Annotated in this window: 16 protein-coding genes; 8 read left to right on the top strand and 8 right to left on the bottom strand. The window is 74.4% G+C overall.

The features are described from left to right. Positions 1–53 precede the first annotated feature (53 nt). From ACFYXA_RS05710 to ACFYXA_RS05695, 4 genes are all read left to right on the top strand, one after another. Entirely contained in the window at positions 54–1,091 is a 1,038-nt protein-coding gene (locus ACFYXA_RS05710) for a PHP domain-containing protein (RefSeq protein WP_389028406.1), read from the top strand. A gap of 202 nt (positions 1,092–1,293) precedes the next feature. Beyond that, positions 1,294–1,950, top strand: coding sequence for an HAD family hydrolase (locus tag ACFYXA_RS05705; RefSeq protein ID WP_351099924.1), 657 nt, complete (start codon positions 1,294–1,296; stop codon positions 1,948–1,950). Positions 1,951–1,985: 35 nt separating this feature from the next. Continuing rightward, on the top strand, positions 1,986–3,149 hold the full coding sequence (locus ACFYXA_RS05700; RefSeq protein WP_389028403.1) for an aromatic acid exporter family protein: 1,164 nt from the start codon (positions 1,986–1,988) through the stop codon (positions 3,147–3,149). 347 nt (positions 3,150–3,496) lie between these two features. Further along, positions 3,497–4,516 carry an SDR family oxidoreductase gene (locus tag ACFYXA_RS05695; protein WP_389029080.1) on the top strand — a complete coding sequence of 340 codons (1,020 nt, stop codon included), beginning with the start codon at positions 3,497–3,499 and terminating at the stop codon, positions 4,514–4,516. Between the two features lie 73 nt (positions 4,517–4,589). Here the strand turns inward: ACFYXA_RS05695 and ACFYXA_RS05690 are convergent, their stop codons facing one another. Genes ACFYXA_RS05690 through ACFYXA_RS05680 form a run of 3 tightly spaced genes read right to left on the bottom strand, consistent with a single transcriptional unit; the run spans position 4,590 to position 9,101 of the window. After that, on the bottom strand, positions 4,590–4,853 hold the full coding sequence (locus ACFYXA_RS05690) for a hypothetical protein (RefSeq protein ID WP_352247465.1): 264 nt from the start codon (positions 4,851–4,853) through the stop codon (positions 4,590–4,592). A gap of 59 nt (positions 4,854–4,912) precedes the next feature. After that, complete coding sequence (locus ACFYXA_RS05685; RefSeq protein WP_389028401.1) at positions 4,913–5,869, bottom strand: phosphotransferase family protein; 957 nt, start codon at positions 5,867–5,869, stop codon at positions 4,913–4,915. A 22-nt stretch (positions 5,870–5,891) separates the two neighbouring features. Then, positions 5,892–9,101, bottom strand: a complete 3,210-nt coding sequence (locus tag ACFYXA_RS05680; protein ID WP_389028399.1) for a cytochrome P450 — start codon at positions 9,099–9,101, stop codon at positions 5,892–5,894. Between the two features lie 304 nt (positions 9,102–9,405). Between ACFYXA_RS05680 and ACFYXA_RS05675 the strand changes: the two genes are divergently transcribed. The 3 genes from ACFYXA_RS05675 to ACFYXA_RS05665 all read left to right on the top strand — a co-directional run bounded on the left by ACFYXA_RS05675 (position 9,406) and on the right by ACFYXA_RS05665 (position 12,021). After that, positions 9,406–10,026: a PAS domain-containing protein gene (locus ACFYXA_RS05675; protein ID WP_389028397.1), complete on the top strand. Its 621-nt coding sequence runs from the start codon at positions 9,406–9,408 to the stop codon at positions 10,024–10,026. A 109-nt stretch (positions 10,027–10,135) separates the two neighbouring features. Beyond that, the gene (locus tag ACFYXA_RS05670; protein ID WP_352247468.1) at positions 10,136–10,630 is read left to right on the top strand and encodes an FBP domain-containing protein; all 495 of its coding nucleotides are present in this window, start codon (positions 10,136–10,138) and stop codon (positions 10,628–10,630) included. 95 nt (positions 10,631–10,725) lie between these two features. Beyond that, entirely contained in the window at positions 10,726–12,021 is a 1,296-nt protein-coding gene (locus ACFYXA_RS05665) for an aromatic acid exporter family protein (protein ID WP_389028395.1), read from the top strand. A 52-nt stretch (positions 12,022–12,073) separates the two neighbouring features. Here the strand turns inward: ACFYXA_RS05665 and ACFYXA_RS05660 are convergent, their stop codons facing one another. Together ACFYXA_RS05660 and ACFYXA_RS05655 are read right to left on the bottom strand one after the other, a co-directional pair. Next, entirely contained in the window at positions 12,074–12,799 is a 726-nt protein-coding gene (locus tag ACFYXA_RS05660) for a DUF2470 domain-containing protein (RefSeq protein WP_389028393.1), read from the bottom strand. 62 nt (positions 12,800–12,861) lie between these two features. After that, positions 12,862–13,494, bottom strand: a complete 633-nt coding sequence (locus ACFYXA_RS05655; protein ID WP_389028391.1) for a TetR/AcrR family transcriptional regulator — start codon at positions 13,492–13,494, stop codon at positions 12,862–12,864. Positions 13,495–13,601: 107 nt separating this feature from the next. Here ACFYXA_RS05655 and ACFYXA_RS05650 point away from each other — a divergent pair, with 107 nt between their 5' ends. Continuing rightward, positions 13,602–15,116 carry a cytochrome P450 gene (locus ACFYXA_RS05650; protein ID WP_389028388.1) on the top strand — a complete coding sequence of 505 codons (1,515 nt, stop codon included), beginning with the start codon at positions 13,602–13,604 and terminating at the stop codon, positions 15,114–15,116. On the opposite strand, the gene ACFYXA_RS05645 is transcribed toward ACFYXA_RS05650, so the two are convergent. The 3 genes from ACFYXA_RS05645 to ACFYXA_RS05635 form a co-directional block, all read right to left on the bottom strand. Then, complete coding sequence (locus tag ACFYXA_RS05645; RefSeq protein WP_352247473.1) at positions 15,078–15,911, bottom strand: pentapeptide repeat-containing protein; 834 nt, start codon at positions 15,909–15,911, stop codon at positions 15,078–15,080. The two genes, ACFYXA_RS05650 and ACFYXA_RS05645, sit on opposite strands and share 39 nt — an antisense overlap. Positions 15,912–16,233: 322 nt before the next feature. Beyond that, the gene (locus tag ACFYXA_RS05640) at positions 16,234–16,977 is read right to left on the bottom strand and encodes a PIG-L deacetylase family protein (RefSeq protein WP_389028386.1); all 744 of its coding nucleotides are present in this window, start codon (positions 16,975–16,977) and stop codon (positions 16,234–16,236) included. Between the two features lie 9 nt (positions 16,978–16,986). Beyond that, entirely contained in the window at positions 16,987–18,288 is a 1,302-nt protein-coding gene (locus tag ACFYXA_RS05635; RefSeq protein ID WP_389028384.1) for an alpha/beta fold hydrolase, read from the bottom strand. Positions 18,289–18,413: the final 125 nt, after the last annotated feature.

Raw genomic sequence — 18,413 nt, 5'->3', positions numbered from 1 at the left:
CGAGTCGCGCAAGTCTGGGGACTGCCGGGGAAGCCGGGAGTGCGGAGGTGGCGATGGATCCCGTCGATGCTCTGGAGCGGATCGCCTTCCTGCTGGAGCGGTCCCTCGCGCCGACGTACCGGGTGCGGGCCTTCCGCGGCGCGGCCGGAGCGCTGCGGCGGCTGCCCGCCGGTGAGGTCGAGCGACGCGCGGGCGCGGGGACGCTGGAGCAGCTCAAGGGCGTCGGCCCGAAGACCGCGCAGGTGGTGCGCGAGGCGCTCGACGGGCGGACGCCGGCTTATCTGGAGCGGCTGGAGGGCGAGGTCGGCGGGCCGCTCACGGACGGCGGCGCACGGCTGCGGGCGCTGCTGCGCGGCGACTGCCATCTGCATTCCGACTGGTCCGACGGCGGCAGCCCGATCGAGGAGATGGGCCGGGCGGCGGCCGAGCTGGGCCACGAGTGGGCGGTGCTCACCGACCACTCACCGCGTCTGACGGTGGCGCGCGGGCTGTCGCCGGAGCGGCTGCGCCGCCAGCTGGACGTGGTCGAGGAGCTGAACGCGACCTGGGCGCCGTTCCGGCTGCTGACCGGCATCGAGTGCGACATCCTCGACGACGGCTCGCTCGACCAGGAACCGGAGCTGCTGGAGCGGCTCGACGTGGTCGTGGTGTCCGTGCACTCCAAGCTGCGCATGGAGTCCCGTGCGATGACCCGGCGGATGGTGAACGCGGTCCGCGATCCGCACGCGGACGTGCTGGGTCACTGCACCGGGCGGCTGGTGACGGGGCGGGGCCGGCCGGAGTCGCAGTTCGACGCGGACGAGGTGTTCGCCGCGTGCGCCGAGTCGAACACGGCCGTGGAGATCAACAGCCGCCCCGAGCGCCTCGACCCGCCCCGCCGTCTGCTGCGCCGCGCCGTCGCGTCGGGCGCGCTCCTGTCCATCGACACCGACGCCCACGCCCCCGGCCAGCTGGACTGGCAGATCCTCGGCTGCGCGCGGGCGGAGGAGTGCGAGGTCCCCCCGGAGCGCGTGGTGACGACCTGGCCGCTGGACGCCCTGCTGACCTGGACGCGGGAGGGCCGCCCGCAGCCGGGCGCGGCCGGCGCCTGAGAACTGGGGTGCCTGCTCGTCGGCGGGGTGCTGGAGGGTCCCGGACGGCCATCGTCCGAGCCGGGGAGCGCGGGCCGCCGCGAACGTGCACCGACCAGGCACGGAACAGGCACGGAACAGGCACGGGGTGGGCTTGACGCGGGGTGTGCTGGGTACCCGGGCCGACGGCTCCGGCCGGAGCCCGCCGGAGAAAGGACCACGGATGGAACGCGCCGCCGTCTTCGACGTCGACGGCACCCTCGTCGACACCAATCACCTGCACGTCGTCACCTGGTGGGAGGCCTTCCGCCAGGCCGGGCACCGGGTGCCCATGCACGCCGTGCACCGGGCCATCGGGCTCGGGTCCGCCGACCTCGTCGCCCATCTGCTCGGCGACGGCCGGGACGAAGGCGAGGCCGACGAGCTGAGCGCCGCCCACAAGGCCCTCTACGCGCAGTACTTCGACCGGCTGCCCGCGCTGAAGGACGCGGGTGCGCTGCTGAAGCGGCTGCACGGCGACGGCTGGACGGTCGTCCTCGCCACCTCGGCGAGCGGGGCCGAGCTGTCGGCGCTGCGCCGCGCCATCGACGCCGACGAGGCGATCGCCGCCACGGCGAGCGCGGACGACGTCGAGGAGGGCAAGCCCGCCCCGGAGCCCATCGAGCACGCGCTGGAGCTGGTCGGGGTGCCCGCCGAGCGGGCGGTGCTCGTCGGCGACACCGTGTGGGACATGCGTGCGGGCACCAAGGCCGGCGTGACCTGCGTGGGCGTGCTGTGCGGGGGCATCCCTCGCGCGGACCTGGAGGAGGCCGGCGCACAGGCGGTCTACGCCGACCCCGAGCAGCTGCTGGCCTCGCTGGCGGACAGTCCGCTGGCATGAGCGTACGGGTCACGACACACGGGACGGACGTGCCCGTGACACGTTGGGGTGAGTCCGTACGCCGTGAGGCCCGCGGCGCGCGCAGGGCGGCGAAGGCGGCCTGGGGCGGTCCGGGACGCGAACGCGACCTGCTCGTGCAGGCCTTCAAGGCGGCGCTGGCCGCGGTGATCGCCTGGCTGGTGGCGGGCGACTGGCTGGGCGACCCGATGGCGCTGATGGCGCCCTGGGTGGCCATCGTGCTGGTGCAGACCACGGTGTACGGCTCGCTGCGCCAGGCCGCCCAGCAGCTGGCGGCGATCTGCGCGGGCACGCTGCTCGCCTCCGGGGCGCAGGCCCTGACCGACGACACACTGGGCGCGCTCGCGCTGTCGGTGCCGTTGCTGATGCTGATGTCGCACTGGCCGCGCTTCGGCGACCAGGGCATCTACGCGGCGACGACGGCGGTGTTCACGGTGGCCTCCGGCGCGGTGTCGGTGTCGGCGGTGGGCCACCGGGTGGAGCAGGCGGCGATCGGCGCGCTGATCGGGGTCGCGGTGAACGCCTTCGTGCTGCCGCCGGTGCACCTGCGGGACGTGCGCGAGAACCTGGCGTGCCTGCCGCACGAGGCGGGCGAGGTGCTGCGTTCGGTGGCCGAGGGGCTGCGCGACGGCGACTGGGACGAGTCGACGGCCGTCCGCTGGTCCAGCGCGGCCTCCCGGCTGGAGCGGCGCCGGGACGGGCTGCGGGCGGCGCGCGGCTGGTGCAGGGAGAGCCTGCGGCTGACCGGCGGGCCGCTGCGGGTGCTGCACCGGGTGCCGCTGGACGTGCCCCCGGAGGCGGAGGACGCCCGCTGGGAACGGGTCACGGACCATGTCATCGCCCTCACCCGCACCCTGGTCGTCGCGGCCGACGACGACCGGGCGCCGGCTCCGCCCGAGGCGGCGGCGCTGCGGGTGTACTCCCGGCTGCTGGAGCTGATCGGCGACGCGTGCGAGAGCGAGGCGCGACGGCTGCTGGGCGAGGGGCCGCCGAACGGCGAGAGCGCGGAGGAGCGCGACGCGGAGATGGCGGAGCTGCGCGGGCAGCTTCAGGAGGCGCTGCGCGACCACGCCGGGCAGGGCGCGGCGCACACGGCCGTGCTGGGGTCGCTGCTGCTCCAGGCGGAGAACCTGTGGGCGGAGGCGCTGCCGGGGTCCGGGGAAGTGCATATGCGCGAGTGACGCGGATCACCGCGAACGGGGACGATCCGGGGGAACACCGGCGCTGGGTCGCCCGTTGAACGGACCGTGGGTGCGGACGGGACAGTGTCCCCGGGCCTCACCATTCGCCCACAGGGACGATCGTTCGGCTGAAGCCCTGTGGAGCCTTTCGCCGAGAGGCGACCGCCGTCCGCACCCACCTTCGGACCGCCCCGGCCGTGATTCCCCCGTCACGGTCGGGGCTTTCGCATGCCCGGCCCGCTTCTCTTGGCCCGTGCAGGCGTGGGTACTCGGGTCGCGCCAGTCGGCCGGGCGCTCCGGTCGAGCGACGCGGGCGAGAGGAGACGACGGTGAGCGACGGGTCTGGCATGAAGGTCGTCGTCACGGGCGCGACGGGCAACGTCGGCACGAGCGTGGTGCGGCACCTGGCAGAGGATCCGCAGGTCGCGTCGGTGGTGGGGGTGGCCCGGCGCGTTCCCGACCAGGCGCCGCCGAAGACGCGGTGGGCGACGGTCGACCTGGGCTCCGGCGAGGCCGGCTCGGGCGCCCTGGCCGAGGTGTTCCAGGGCGCGGACGCGGTGGTGCATCTGGCCTGGGCCTTCCAGCCGACGCACGATCCGGCGCTGACGTGGCGGACGAACGTCCTGGGCAGCATGCGGGTCTTCGAGGCGGTGGCGGCGGCCGGGGTGCCCGTCCTGGTGCACGCGTCGTCGGTGGGCGCGTACTCGCCGGGCCCCAAGGACCGGGCGGTGGACGAGTCCTGGCCCACGCACGGCTGGCCGGACGCCGCGTACTGCCGTGAGAAGGCCTATCTGGAACGGGCTCTGGACACCTTCGAGCGCGACCGCCCGGACGTGCGGGTGGTGCGGATGCGTCCGGCGTTCCTCTTCAAACGCGAGTCGGCCAGCGAGCAGCGCCGGATCTTCGGCGGGCGCTTCCTCCCGGGGTCGATCGCGCGCCCCGAGCTCCTGCCGTTCCTGCCCGACATACCGGGCCTGCGGGTCCAGGCCCTGCACACGGACGACGCGGCCGAGGCGTACCGGCTCGCGGTGCTGACCGAGGTGCGCGGGGCGTTCAACCTGGCCGCCGATCCGCCGGTCGACGCGGAACTCCTCGGCCAGATGTTCGACGCCCGTACGGTGCGGCTGCCCCGCACGGCGGCCCGCTCGGCCATCGCCGCGGCGTGGAACCTGCACCTGCTGCCCGCGTCCCCGCACCTGTTCGACGCGGTCCTGCGTCTCCCCCTGATGGACTGCACCCGGGCCCGCGTGGAGCTCGGCTGGCGTCCGCAGCACACGGCGACGGAGGTGCTGGAGGAGTTCGTCCTCGGCATGCGCGCCGGTGCGGGCGAGGCGACGGAGCCGCTGCGGGGGCGGAAGGTGGGATGACGTCAGGCCGACGGACTGCCGCCCAGTCGCTTCGAGGCGGGTGGGCGGCAGTCCGTCGGCGTGAGCGCGTGACTCAGTCGGCCGGTTCCTCCGGAACGGGGTGTTCCGGGTGGACCGTGGCCTGTTTCGGGGCGCCCTGGGGGCCGGTGCCCGCTTCGTCCGTGTCGGGGACGTCGGCGGGCTCCTCCTCCGGCGCGCCCTCGCTGTCCGCCGTCCCGCCCGAGCGGGCGGATGCGACGTCCCAGGGGTCCTCGCCGGCCGTGGCCTGCTGGTCGGGCAGGTCGCGCGGCACGGGTGCGCCGTTCTCGCCGGGTCCTTCGAGGCGTTGGTCGGCCACTGCGTCCTCCTCACGTGTGGATCCCTCCGCGAGTACCTCCGCCCCTGCCGCCGAAACCCTCAGCGCGCGCTCCCGATCTCCCGCAGGGCCGCGAGGAGCCGGGGAGACACGGTCTCCCGGGTCCACCGGTCGCGGCCCTCGTCGACGGCCCGGGGCACGGTCTCCGTGAGCATGATCAGATAGAGGTACGCGCGGTACAGGGCGAGCCGCAGACACGCGGGCCGGTCGAACACGGCGCGTCCACCCGCCTCGCGGTAGCCGGCGAGGAAGGACTCGTCGTCGCGTATGTCGCCGAGCAGCGCCAGGGACACGAAGTCCGCGAGCGGGTCGCCCCAGAACATGCGCTCGCCGTCGATCAGGCCCCCGATGCGCGGCTCCCCCGCCGAGCGGTCCACCAGGATGTTCCCCGACCACAGGTCGAAGTGGACCGCGCGGGGCGAGACGACCTCGTCCAGCGCGTCGTACGCGGTCCGCAGCACGTCGGCGATCTCGTCGGCGGGGCGCGGCAGCCGGGCGCGGTGGTCGCGGGCGTCGGCGAGGACGGCGTCGAGCATCGCGGTGAACGCGGTGCGCCAGTCGGGGGCGAGCGGCCCGAGGGCCTGGGACGGGTATCCGAAGCCGGGTCCGGCGATCTCGTGCAGGCGGGCGACCTGGCGGCCCAACTCGGCTCGCAGGTGATCCCGTTGGGTCGCCGTGAGGTCTTCGTCCCAGGGGGTGCCGGGGCAGGCGGTCATCAGCAGGTGCGGCCCGTCGAGCGTCACCACCCGGGGCGCCGCCACGCCGGCCCGGGCCGCAGCACGGTAGAACTCGGCCTCGGATACGAGCAGTTCGCGCTCGTAGCGCAGGCCAGGCGCGGTGGGCGCGACCTTGAGGACGTACCGGGTGCCGTCCGTGAGGCGGAGCTCCTCGACGGTGTTGTAGGTGCCGCCGTCGAGCGGGCGGACGCCGGCGAGGCGGCCGGACGGGATGCCGACCGCCTCGAGGCAGCGCAGGGCGCGTTCCCAGGAGTCCGTCACTCGCCCCACCCCGTCCCGTGTGTCAGCCGGCGGCGTACACGTCCTCGACGTACCGGCCGTTCGCGATCAGCTCGTCCAGCCATGCCTCCGCCGCCGGGTCGTCGGCGCCGGGTGTGCGGTCCCGGTACAGGGTACGGAACGCCTCGCGCACGCCGGGCGCCATCCGGGTCCCGTCGCCGCACACATAGACCCGCGCCCCGGCGGTGAGGAGCTGCCACACCTCGTCGCCCTCGGCGGCGATGCGGTGCTGGACGAACAGCGCGCCGTTCTCCGGTGCGGCGCTGAACGCGGGGCGCAGGGAGAGGGCCCCGGCCGTCTCGGCGGCGCGCAGCTCCCCGGCGTGCAGGAAGTCGGCGTCGGGCGCGTCGCAGCCGAAGTAGCAGAGCGCCGGGGCGAGTCGGGCGCCGGACGCGAGGGCGGCGACACGGTCGGCGACGGCTCCGCGGAAGGGGGCGAGGCCGGTGCCGGCCGCCACCATGATCACGGGCGTGGCCGTCGGGCCGGCGGTGTCGACGCGGAACGCCTCCCGGCAGGGCTGGACGCGCGCGTACACGGTGTCGCCGGCCGAGAGCCCGGCGAGATGGCTCGAACCGGTGCCCCGGTAGACGCCGTTGCCGGACCGGGCGGGCGCCTCCAGCAGCGAGACCATGAGGTCGGCGTGGCGGGGGTCGACGGCGGGCGAGGAGGAGATCGAGTAATGGCGGGGGCGCAGCGGCGTCAGCAGCTGGAGCAGGGCCGGCCAGTCGAGGGCGCCGCGCAGCGCCGGGTGGTCCTCCACCAGTTCGACGAGGGTGCGCGGGTCGTCCTCGGTGAGGGCGGTGAGGGCCCCGCGCTCCGGCGGGCAGGGGTTGGCCTCGGCGAGGGCGGCACGCCGGGCGGCGTTCGGACGCTCCTGCAACTCGACGTGGTGCGCCAGGAGTTGGCGGACCGTCAGCGGCCGGTCCACGGCGAGGCCGTCGCGGCGCGGGCGGGTGGCGCGGATGTCCAGGACCGTGTCGAGGCCGACGCCGAACGCGGCGGCGGCGCGCTCCACGAGCGCCGGGGCGTTGGCGGGGAGCACGGTGAGGTGGTCGGCGGTGCGGTAGGAGGTCCCCTCGGGCAGGGCGAGGCGCAGGAACCGCTTGCGTCGCGGGTGGCCGGGCGCGGTGAGGTCGCGGGCCTCGGTGACCGTCATCGGCGTGAGGCCGTGGCGTGCGGCGAGGGCGTCGAGCGGGCCGCCGGTGAGGGTGCGGACCTCGTAGGCGGCGGTGGGCTCCTCGGCGTCCGGGGCGGTGGCGGCGGCTTCCGGGTCGCCGTACCGCTCCAGCAGGGCGGTGCGCAGCCGGGCGGTGAACTCCCTCACGGCGCCGGGGAGATCGCCCGAGGCGTCGGCGGCGGCGCGGTCGGTGAGGCGGGTGGCGCCGAGTGCGGTGAGACGCTCGTCGACGCGGGTGGGGACGTGCTGGTAGGTGGCGGCCCAGTTGCGGTCGCCGACGCCGAGGACGGCGTAGGTGACGTCGGCCAGGTCGTGGGTCTCCTCCAGCCAGGCGGCGAAGGCGGTGGCGTCGTCGGTGGGGCGGCCGTTGTAGGAGGCGGCGGTGATGACGACGGGCCGGTCGGTGGGCAGGCCGCCGGCGTACTCGTCCAGCGCGGCGACCTGGATGTCGCACCCGATCTCAGCTGCCTCGTCCGCGAGTTGCGCGGCGAACTCGCGGCAGGTGCCGTAGTTGCTGCCGTGCAGGAACAGCGCGGCGGTGCCGGGCCGCACCCGTGCCGGGAGCGCCCGGGCGTCGGTCGTGCGGGCGGCCTCGGCGCGTGGTGTGCCCGGCAGTGCGGGGTGGACGCGGTCGGCGGGGGTGCGCGGGGTGAGAGTGAGGGTGAAGCCCTCGGGCTTGAGGGTGAGGGTCTCCTTCACCGTGAGCCGGTAGTCGGCGTGGTCGTTCGGCCGGTAGCGGTGGACCAGCATGGCCAGCAGCATGGTCGCCTCGTGCAGGGCGAACTGCCGTCCGATGCAGGCCCGTTCACCCGTGCCGAACGGCTTGAAGGCGTGCACGGGCCGGGCCGCCTCGGCCTCGGGAGTGAACCTCGACGGGTCGAACAGCTCGGGGTTGTCGCCCCAGACGGGCTGCCGGTGGAGCATCGGCGCGTGGACGAGGACGGCCTGCCCGGCCTTGAGCGGGACGCGCCCGCCGAGCACGGTGTCCTCGAGGGCCTGCCGGCTGAAGACGGCGGCCGTCGGCCACAGCCGCAGCGCCTCGTTGAGGACCTGCCGGGTGTACGCCAGCCGTCCGACCTCGTCGTAGGTCGGCTCGGGGTCGGCGGTGTCGCCCCACAGGGCGTCGACCTCGCGCTGCACGAGCCGCAGCGCGGTGGGGTGCTTGGCGAGGTAGTACAGCGCGAAGGACATCGCGCCGGAGGTGGTCTCGTGGCCGGCGATGAGGAAGGTGATGACCTGGTTGCGGATGTTGACGGGGTCCAGGGTGGCGCCGTCGGCCGGGTGCCGGGCGGTGAGCATCAGCCCGAGCAGGTCGTCGCCGTCCTCGGCGCCGTCCTGCGGGCCGGCGCCGGTGCGGGCGGCGATGACGTCGTCGACGACCTGGGCGAGGTAGGCGGAGTCGTCGCGGAAGGCGGCGTCGGCGGCCGAGTAGTCCCCGCCCGGGACCCGGGCGAGGCGGGTCATGCTCCACTCCAGGCAGCGGACCATCGACTCGACGAAGGGGTGGGGCTCGTCGCGCTCGAAGGACCCGAAGTCGTAGCCGAACCCGGCCAGTCCGATGGTGTCGAGGGTCATCCGGGTCATGTCGTCGGGCACGTCGACCGGCTGCCCGGCGCGGGCGGCGCCGTCCCAGGCGTCGATGAGCCGGCGGGCGACCTTCAGCATCACCGGGTGGTACGTGCGCATCGAGCCGAGCGCGAACGCCGGCATCAGGATGTCGTGCGCCTTCGCCCAGTTGGGCTCGTCGTTGTAGGCGGTGAACAGGCCGTCGGAGGCGAACTCGCGGACGTTCTCCAGGGCGGGCCCGACGGCCTTGGCGAAGCGCTGCTCGTCGGCCAGCTCTGCGACCAGGTCGAGGTCGGAGACGAACAGGGCGTCCCGCCCGTGCAGCCTGCGCAGCAGCACCGAGCCGTGCTCCCGCATGAGGTCCATGACCTGCTGGACGGGGGTGAGGCCGGGGCCGGTGGCCGAGATGTCGACGACGGGGACGCCCGCGGGGGCGTCGACGGCGTGCGGGTGCGGCGCGGTGGGGGGCATGGCGCGACAACTGCCTTTCACTGTACGGACGTACCGCACAACAGCGTGATCCACTTCCCCGCGGCACCCGCACCCCGCCACTACACGATCGTGCAGTGGAAACCCCGCCGGAGGCCTTGCGGACCGGCGCGCCGGCGGTTATTAGGCTGGGCCGAGGCGAACAGGGCGTGCCGGGAGCGGCAGGGCTGACGGGACGCCGGGGTGCGGGGGGCCGGTCGAGGAAGCGGGTCAGCGGGTGAGTGGGACGGGCGGGACGAGTCCAGGCGGTCGGGACGCCGTTGTCTGGCGCAATCGGGCGCTGACCTTGTTCGACCGGGTCGCGGTGCCGGTCGCGGTGTGCGATGTGTACGGTGCCGTGCTGCTCGCCAATCCGGCGATGGCGGCGGAGTGCGGCACATCGCCGGGGCGGCTCCGGGGCCGGGAGGTGCTGGACCTGTTCCGCCCCGAGGAGGCGACGCAGGTGGACCGCATCGCCGAGGCCCTGCGGCTGCGGCACCGGTCGCGCTACCAGGTGACCGTGCGCTGGCCCGGCCCCGACGGTGCGGAACGCCACGGCGAGCTGACGGCGGACCCGGTGAGCGACACCGTCGACGCGACGCCTGCGCTTCTGGTCATGCTGCGCGTCCTGGGCGACCGCGAGCCCCCGGCCGGGCCCTCCGCCTCCCCCGCCACGCCGGCCGAGGCCCGCATCCTGGCCCTGCTCGCCGGCGGCGCGACGACCGCCCGGGCCGCCCGGGAAACCGGGCTCACCCCGGACGGCGTGACCTACCACCTGCGCCGCCTGTCCACCCGCTGGAACGCGGCGAACCGTACGGAACTGGTCGCCCGCGCCTACGCGCTGGGCGTACTGACCCCGGGCGTCTGGCCCCCGGCCGCAGCCACGGAACCGACGGAGGGCGGCCACCGAGGGCATGGGGTCACGTAAATTCACTGGTCTTCTCGCCCGTGGCCTACATATGCTTCCGCTGAACCTAGGACCCCTAGGCCAGGACGGTATCGATCGCCGGTGTTCCGGCGTCCAGGAGGCTCCCCCCATGAAGTCGCTCAGCGAGCGTGACATCCGTGACTCGTTCGTCAACTGCTCCAAAGGGGAGGCCAAGCGGCTGGCTGTGCCGCGGGATCTCGGGGAGCGGCCGTGGGAGGATCTGGACTTCCTGGGGTGGCGTGATCCCGGCGCTCCCGACCGGAGCTATCTGGTCACCGAGCGGGGCGGGCGGCTCGTCGGCCTCACCATGCGCTTCCCGGCCTCCCAGCGCGGCTTCCTGCACCGCAGCATGTGTTCGCTGTGCATGACCACCCACCCCGGCGGCGGCGTCTCGCTGATGACCGCCCGCAAGGCCGGCGCCGCGGGACGCGAGGGCAACTCGGTGGGCCTGTACATGTGCACCGACCTGGCCTGCTCCCTCTACGTCCGGGGCAAGCGCGTCCCCGACGGCGGCCGCCGGTTCGAGGAGAGCCTCACCCTGGAGGAGCAGATCGCGCGCACCACCGCGAACCTCTCCGCCTTCCTCGACAAGCTGGACGTCTGACGTCCGCCCCCGCGGCCGGATCCCGCCGGCGACCCGTCGCACCAGGTTGCCGAAGAGACGTTCGAGGTCCGTGAGGAACGGGAACTGGCCAAAGGATGGAACAAGTACGTGAGCGCACCGCGCCGCTCGCACGGTTCGTCAAGCGCCATCGGGAACCCGTGGTCGTCAGGGCCCTGCGGTCGGCCGCAGCGGCGACGATCGCCTACGTCATCGCACTTCGGCTGAGCCCGGAGCCGGCCCCCCTCACCGCGCCGCTCACGGCGCTGCTCGTCGTCCAGGTCACCCTGTTCGCGACGCTCACCAACGGGGTGCGGCGCGTCAACGCGGTGGTGGCCGGCGTGCTGGTGGCCATCGCGTTCAGCCTGCTGGTCGGGCTGACCTGGTGGAGCCTCGCGCTGGTGATCGTGGCCTCGCTGGCCGTCGGGCATCTGGTGCGGGTCGAGGAGTACGTCCAGGAGGTGGCGATCAGCGCCATGCTGGTGCTGGGCGTGACCACCATCGGGAACACGGCGTGGGCGCGGGTGCTGGAGACGCTGATCGGCGCCGTCGTCGGCCTCGCGATCAACCTCCTGCTGCCGCCCCCGGTGTGGGTGGAGGAGGCCGGCGAGTCGATCGAAGGGCTGGCGCGCGGCGTACGGCAGTTGATGTTGCGTGTCGGAGAGCAGGCCGCCGGCCGCACGCCCGCCGAGGAGGCCGCCGCCCGGCTGCACGAGGCGCGCCGGCTCGACCACGACATCATCGAGGTGGACGCGGCCCTGCGGCAGGCCGAGGACAGTCTGCGGCTGAACCCGCGCGTGCGGGAGGGCGTGCTGCACCGGGTGGTGCTGCGCACGGGCCTGGACACGCTGGAGATCTGCACGGTCGTGCTGCGGGTGCTCGCCCGCACCCTCACCGACCTGGCCAAGGAACGCGAGCCCGACCCCTTCACCGCGCCGGACGCGGAGCCGGAGCCGCTCTTCCCGGCCGAGACGGGCGCCACCCTGGAGCGGCTGCTCTCGGAGGTCGCCGACGCCGTGGTCAGCTTCGCCGTGCTGGTCACCACGCAGGTCAGTGCGAACGCGGACGCCGCCGAGGAACGTCTGACGGCCGAGCTGCGGCAGGCCGCCGCCACCCGCGACAAGCTGGCCCAGCTGCTGCTTGAGCAGCTCCAGCAGGACGCCCGGCAATGGCAGCTGCACGGCGCGGTGCTGACCGAGGTGAACCGCATCCTCGACGAACTCGACACCGAGCACCGCTCCCGCCGGCTGCTGGAGGAACTCGACCGCGCCACCCGCGAGCAGCACGAACGCATGCCGTGGCTGTACCGGGCCCAGGAGCGGGTGCACCGCTTCCTGCGCCTCCCCCGCCGTCTGCGCCGCGCCCGGAAGGACGCGGCACAGCGCCCCGAATGACCGGCGCCCTGCCGGACGCGGCGGCCGCCCGGGGCGGGGTGAGCCGGTCGCGTCAGCGGTCGCCGTCGGTGCGCTGCCGCTGCAGGGCGCGCGGGCAGGCGGCCGCGGCGGCCTGCCCGAGCAGGGCGTGCATGCGCTCGGTGAGCTGTCCGACGTCGTCGGCGGGCGCGTGGAAGGGCAGTCGGACGTCGCCGTGGGCCCCGGTCCGCTCGATGCGCAGCGTCAGTCCGTGCCGGTCGACGGCGAGCGGCTGGACGCGCACGACGCCCTGCAGGCTCTCGCTGCGGACGAGCCGGGTGAGCCGCTGGACGGCGTCCGGGTGGGCGTCCGCGAGATGCGTGAGCAGGTGGGACTCGGCGGTGGCGAGCGGGTCGGGCGCGGCCGCGGCGAACTCGTCGAGGTCGACGGCGACGGCCCCGGAGGGCTGCTTCAGCACGACGCGGGTGGCGCGGAAGGCGAGCCGGTCGCCGTCGGGGGTGAACCAGCCGGCCAGCCAGAGCCGGGCGCGGATCCGGCTGCGGACGGGGACGGGTGCGACGTCGGCGAACTCCAGCACGGCGGACGGTTCGCCGCGCGGCGCGCAGATCGCCGCCGTGAGCAGGGCGCTGTCCTCGGGCACCCGCAGCAGGACCCGTCCGTCCTCCTCGGCGGTGTGCGCGCCGACGAACTCCTCGCGTCCGCCGTCCGCGGTCACCGTGCAGGACCACGAGGCGGCGAGCACCGACCGGGCCCGCTCGGCCGTGGCGGGCGCCGCGGCCCAGCCGTGGCTGTCACTCATCCCGAACCTCCTTAGGTAAGGCTTGCCTAAGCTATCGGAGATCCGGGCGTACGCCAACAACGTCAGTCCGCGATGACCCCGAGCAGCGCCCGCGCGCACAGCTCCCGTACCTGCTCACGCGAGGGTGACGGGGAGGGCGACGGTCCCTGCGATTCCCCGCGCAGCCACTCCAGGCACACCGCCGTGATGAAGGCGAGCCAGCCCCGCACCGCCAGCCGTACGTCCGGGCGCTCACCGAAGAGCGGCCCGAACTCGGGGTCGGCGGCGAGCGCCGTCAGGATCTGCTCCTCCTGCGCGGCCAGGGCGCGCCGGTAGACGCGGCGCACCGCCAGGTCGCCCGCCGCGTCCGCGCGATGGAAGGCGCGGTAGCCGTGGGCGTGGGCGCTGACGTACTCCAGGTAGGCGTCGAGGCCGGCGGCCAGCTGCTCGCGGACGGGGACTCCCGGCACCGCCGCCGTCAGACGCAGCATGCGCTCGCTCTCCCGCTCCACGACCGCCGCGAAGAAGTCCCGCTTGGTCGGGAAGTAGTGGTAGAGCAGGCCCCGGGAGACCCCGGCGATCTCGGCGACCTGCTCGATCCACACCTCGTCGTAGGGGTTCTCCGAGAACAGGCGCGCGCCGACCGACAGGAGCTGTTCCCTGCGCTCCTCGGTGCTGAGCCGACGCCGTGCGCGCTGCCCCTGGTTGGCGGCCATGTCCGCACCTTACTTGACGCCGGTTCAGCGGCGGGACGACACTGAGCGCGCTATTGAACTCACGTACAACACGCTCGACCTGCCGCTGGATCAAGGGAGATCGCGTCATGGCGGAGACGACAGCAGGGGTGATCGGCGGGGCCGGGCCGGCCGGGGACGGTCCGCCGACGGGGTTCCGCGGCGCCGAGCTGGGGTGGCCCGAGCTGGACCGCCTCCCGCATCCGCCGTACCGGCTCCCGCTGCTCGGCGACGTGATCGGCGCGAGTCTGCGCACACCGCTGCAGGACTCCATGCGGCACGCCCGACGGCTCGGGCCGGTCTTCCGGCGCCGCGCCTTCGGCCGGGAGTTCGTGTTCGTGTGGGGCGCGCGGTACGCCGCCGACATGGCGGACGAGAAGCGGTTCGCCAAGCACGTCGGGCTGGGCGTCGCCAACCTGCGGCCGCTCGCGGGCGACGCGCTGTTCACGGCGTACAACCACGAGCCCAACTGGCAGTTGGCGCACGACGTGCTCGCCCCGGGGTTCAGCCGGGAGGCCATGGCCGCCTACCACCCGATGATGCTGGACGTGGCGGAACGGCTCACCGGTCACTGGGACCGCGCACTCGCCGCCGGCCGACTCGTCGACGTGCCGGGCGACATGACCAAACTGACCCTGGAGACGATCGCCCGCACCGGCTTCGGGCACGACTTCGGCTCCTTCGAACGCTCCCGTCCGCATCCGTTCGTGACGGCGATGGTGGGCGCGCTCAGCTACGCCCAGCGGCTCAACACCGTGCCCTCTCCACGGTTGTTGAGAGGGGCCACGCGCCGCAACGAGGCGGATATCGCCTATCTCGACCGCACCGTCGACGACTTGGTGCGCGCCCGCCGCGACAGCGGTCCCGGCGGCGGCGACCTGCTGGACCGGATGCTGCGGACCGCGCACCCCGAGACAGGCGAACACCTCTCCGCGCGCAACGTGCGCCGCCAGGTCGTCACCTTCCTCGTCGCGGGCCATGAGACCACCTCCGGCGCGCTCTCCTTCGCCCTGTACTACCTCGCCCGCCACCCCGGCGTCGCCGCCCGCGCCCGCGCCGAGGTGGACCGGGTGTGGGGCGACGCCCCGGCGCCCGGCTACGACCAGGTCGCCAAACTCCGTTACGTGCGGCGGGTGTTGGACGAGTCGCTGCGGCTGTGGCCCACGGCGCCCGCGTTCGCGCGCGAGGCCCGCGAGGACACCGTGCTCGCCGGCGAGCATCCGATGCGGCGCGGCGGCTGGGCGCTGGTGCTGACGCCGATGCTGCACCGCGACCCCGAGGTCTGGGGCGAGGACGCCGAACGGTTCGACCCGGACCGCTTCGACGCCGGGGCGGTCCGGGCGCGTGCCCCGCACACCTACAAGCCGTTCGGCACCGGGGCGCGGGCCTGCATCGGACGGCAGTTCGCGCTGCACGAGGCCACGCTGGTGCTGGGGCTGCTGCTGCGCCGCTACGAGCTGCTGCCCGACCCCGCCTACCGGCTGCGGGTCACCGAGCGGCTGACGCTGATGCCGGAGGGGCTGCGGCTGCGGCTGGAGCGGCGGCCCGTGCCCCGGCCCGCCGTGTCAGGGCCGCCCGGTCCAGTGGGCGGGCCGGGCGAGTGACCCCGGCAGGCGGGTGCCGGCGCTCCCCCGGGCCGCGTCGACCTGCGGCTGGGTCAGGAAGAGCGCGTCGGTCAGATCGGCGTCCGTCAGGTCGGTGTCGCGCAGGTCGGCGCCTATGAGGTCCGCGCCGCGCAGGTCGGCGGAGGTGAGGTCGGCGGCTATCAGGCAGGCGCCGCGCAGGTTCGCCCCGCGCAGGTCGGCGCCCTTGAGGCGGGCGCCCATCAGATCGGCGCCCCGGCGTTCCCGCTTCGCCCGCCCGGGTATGCCGGCGCGCGCCAGCTCGCTGGTCCTCAGCAGCAGCACGTTGACGTCCTGGCGGTGCGCGGGGACGTCCAGCTCGGCCAGTTCCCCGGGCGTCAGCCGGGTGAGGTCGTCGATCGTCGTCAGCATGGCGCGCAGTTCGTCGTGGACGGGGCGGGCCGCCGGGTGGGCGAGCGCCTCGGTCAGGTACCACAGCAGCTCGTGGAGCTGCCGGACGACGGGGAACGTCTCGGTCATACGGCGGATCTGCTCGCGTCCGCCCGTGCGCCAGTCCAGGCCGCCGAAGGTGACCTGGGAGACCTTCTGTCCCGCGCCGAAGCAGTCGTAGACCGTGCAGCCGGTGAAGCCCTTCTGCCGCAGGCGGTCGTGGATGCCGCAGCGGTGGTCCTCGGCGAGGTTGGGGCAGGGTTTGCCGGCGTCCTTGTCGAGCGCGAAGTCCGCGGAGCGGGCGAACGGGAGGGCTACGCAGCACAGGCCGAAGCAGTTGGCGCAGTCGCCGCGGAGGTGTGCGCGGGGCGCCGTGTGTTCTCGCATTCGCCCGACTCTATAAGAGGCGGTTCGTTGAGCGCCGTCCCCCACGGGCCCGCCGTCGTGGCCGCTCGCGCAGTTCCCCGCGCCCCCTCACCGGTGCTGCCGCACCCTCGGGCTCGACAGCGCCCACGACGTCCGCGCGCCGAAGCGCCGTCCCCCGCCGACCCGCCGTCGTGGCCGCTCGCGCAGTTCCCCGCGCCCCTTCCCGGTGCTGCCGCACCCCGCGTTCAACAGCGCCCTCGCCTACCGCGCGCCGAAGCGCCGTCCTTCGGCCTCCCGCCGTCGTGGCCGGGCGCGCAGTTCCCCGCGCCCCTTCACGTGGCGGTCAGCGGGGGAACAGTTCGAAGGCTACTGCTGGGCGGTTGTGGAAGCGTTCGCCTACTGAGTGGGCTGCTTCTGTGAGGAAGTTGCGGGCGTAGGTTTCGGCGTTCTCGTCGGTCAGGGCGTTGATGTAGGAGCGGTGTTCCAGCAGGGAGGCCACGGCTCGGTCCAGGCCCGGGGTCGCGTCGACGGCGTGGGTGGGGGACGCGGAGCCCGCCACCGCGACCCAGCGGACGCCGTTCCAGGGTTCGAGGCCCTGCTCGGTGAGGTCGGGGAAGATCCAGCGGTTCCCGGCGTCGCCGGCCGCGTCGAGTGTGGCGCGGCCGACGGCGACGTGGTCCGGGGTGTTCCACGCGATGCCGCCCCAGGTGTCACGGTGGTTCAGCGTGATGACCAGCTCGGGCCGGTGCCGGCGGATCGCGGCGGCGATGTCGCGGCGCAGCGCGGGGCCGTACTCGATCACGCCGTCCCGGTGGTCGAGGAAGTCGACGGCGGTGACGCCGACGACGGCGGCGCTCGCCCGCTGCTCACGCTCGCGCAGCGGCCCGCACTCGGCGGGCGGGACGGTGTCGATTCCCGCCTCGCCGCGGGTCGCCAGCACATAGGCGACCTCACGGCCGGCGTCGGTCCAGGCGGCGATCGCCGCGGAGCACCCGTACTCCAGGTCGTCCGGGTGCGCGACGACGGCGAGCGCGCGCCGCCAGTCCTCGGGCATCGGCTTGAGCTGGGCGCTCGTCGGCTCGGTCATGTCCGCACACTAGACCTCGTCGCGGGTCAGGGCGAGGAGGCGGTCAAGGACGCGGGGGCCGCCGGCGCGGACGCCGTCGTGCTCGAACTCGTCGGTGACCCAGGTGCGCAGGCCGCGCACCGCGCGGGCCGTCCCCAGGGAGTGCGCGGTGTCGACGTACAGGTCGTCGTGGTAGATCGCCGCGGCCACCGGCACCTCGTTGGCGGCGAGGCGGGCCGGGTCGTACAGGGGCGTCCAGTCGGTGCGCGCGGCGAGGAGTCCGGCGGTCTCGCGCAGCGGGCGCAGCGCGGGGTCGACGTCGAACAGCCAGGGGTGGACGGTCTCGCCGGTGAGCGGCAGCGGGCCGTCGGCGGCGAGCGCCTTCGCCGCGTCGAACTGCGGGAACTCCGCGCGCACCCGCTCCGCCGCCCAGGCGGTGGGCCGGCTGTCCTGCCCGTAGATCGACTCGTGGACGAGGGCGTACAGGGGGTGGCTCGCGTACGACAGCAGGCCCTGGATCTGCTCCTGGAAGGCGTCGGACAGCTCGGGGCCGTGCGGGGTGGGGACGAAGGCGTCCTCCAGGAGGTGGTGCAGACGGTGGCTGCCTTCGCTGCCGCCGAGGAGGCTGCCGAGGCTCTGGAAGGCCTCCACGGTGAGGCGGTAGCCGCTCGGGAGGGTCACCTCGTGGGTGAGGAGGTGGTCGGCGATGCGGCGGGCGCGTTCGACGTCCTGCGGGTAACGGGCGTAGTGCGCGGCGGTCTTGCGCTCCATGCGCGGGTAGGCCGCCCGGTAGACGTCGTCGGCGTGGGCGTCCAGGGAGGGCAGCCCGCCGGTGATCAGGGCGGCGGCCAGGCCTTCGGGGGCGAAGGACAGGTAGGTGACGGCGCAGAAGCCGCCGTAGCTCTGCCCGAGGACGGTCCAGGGGGCGCCGCCGGTGACCTCGCGGCGGACCAGCTCGCAGTCGCGGACGATGGAGTCGGCGCGGAAGCGGGTGAGGTGGTCGGCCTGTTCGGCGGGCCCGCCGCGCAGCGGAAGCGTCTGGCGGTTGACGGGGCTGGAGTGGCCGGTGCCGCGCTGGTCCAGGAGGAGGACGCGGAACTCCTTCAGCGCGCGGCCGAGCCAGCCGGGCTTGCCGACGAAGCGGTCGGCGCCGAAGCCGGGCCCGCCCTGGAGGTACAGCAGCCACGGCAGGTCCTGGTGTTCCTTGTCGCTCGCGACGACCTCGCGGGCGTACAGCCCGATCGTCTCCCCGGCCGGGTCGGCGTGGTCGAGGGGCACGGTGAAGCGTCGGTCGGTGAGGACGACGCCGGGCTGACGGTAGCGGTGGGACAACAGGGGCTCCAGGGGCGCTCGGTGTGTCTGGCCGCGTCCCAGTTCAGCACACCGCCTGGCGGTGCCGGAGCCCAGGGATCACCGTCCGCCGCCCAACCGGCGCGGACAGCGCTGCTGAACGGCCG

The organism is Streptomyces sp. NPDC002566, assembly GCF_042889585.1.
In the GTDB taxonomy this organism is placed as follows: domain Bacteria; phylum Actinomycetota; class Actinomycetes; order Streptomycetales; family Streptomycetaceae; genus Streptomyces.
The sequence above is the reverse complement of the archived record's forward strand: the minus strand, read 5'-3'. Positions and strand labels throughout refer to the sequence as shown.

Excerpts from the sequence above, each read along its gene's own strand:
- ACFYXA_RS05650 (WP_389028388.1), top strand. The coding sequence starts at position 13,602 with ATGGCGGAGACGACAGCAGGGGTGATCGGCGGGGCCGGGCCGGCCGGG.
- ACFYXA_RS05680 (WP_389028399.1), bottom strand. The coding sequence starts at position 9,101 with ATGCCCCCCACCGCGCCGCACCCGCACGCCGTCGACGCCCCCGCGGGC.
- ACFYXA_RS05640 (WP_389028386.1), bottom strand. The coding sequence starts at position 16,977 with ATGACCGAGCCGACGAGCGCCCAGCTCAAGCCGATGCCCGAGGACTGG.
- ACFYXA_RS05660 (WP_389028393.1), bottom strand. The coding sequence starts at position 12,799 with ATGAGTGACAGCCACGGCTGGGCCGCGGCGCCCGCCACGGCCGAGCGG.
- ACFYXA_RS05710 (WP_389028406.1), top strand. The coding sequence starts at position 54 with ATGGATCCCGTCGATGCTCTGGAGCGGATCGCCTTCCTGCTGGAGCGG.
- ACFYXA_RS05645 (WP_352247473.1), bottom strand. The coding sequence starts at position 15,911 with ATGCGAGAACACACGGCGCCCCGCGCACACCTCCGCGGCGACTGCGCC.
- ACFYXA_RS05670 (WP_352247468.1), top strand. The coding sequence starts at position 10,136 with ATGAAGTCGCTCAGCGAGCGTGACATCCGTGACTCGTTCGTCAACTGC.
- ACFYXA_RS05695 (WP_389029080.1), top strand. The coding sequence starts at position 3,497 with ATGAAGGTCGTCGTCACGGGCGCGACGGGCAACGTCGGCACGAGCGTG.
- ACFYXA_RS05655 (WP_389028391.1), bottom strand. The coding sequence starts at position 13,494 with ATGGCCGCCAACCAGGGGCAGCGCGCACGGCGTCGGCTCAGCACCGAG.
- ACFYXA_RS05705 (WP_351099924.1), top strand. The coding sequence starts at position 1,294 with ATGGAACGCGCCGCCGTCTTCGACGTCGACGGCACCCTCGTCGACACC.
- ACFYXA_RS05665 (WP_389028395.1), top strand. The coding sequence starts at position 10,726 with ATGGAACAAGTACGTGAGCGCACCGCGCCGCTCGCACGGTTCGTCAAG.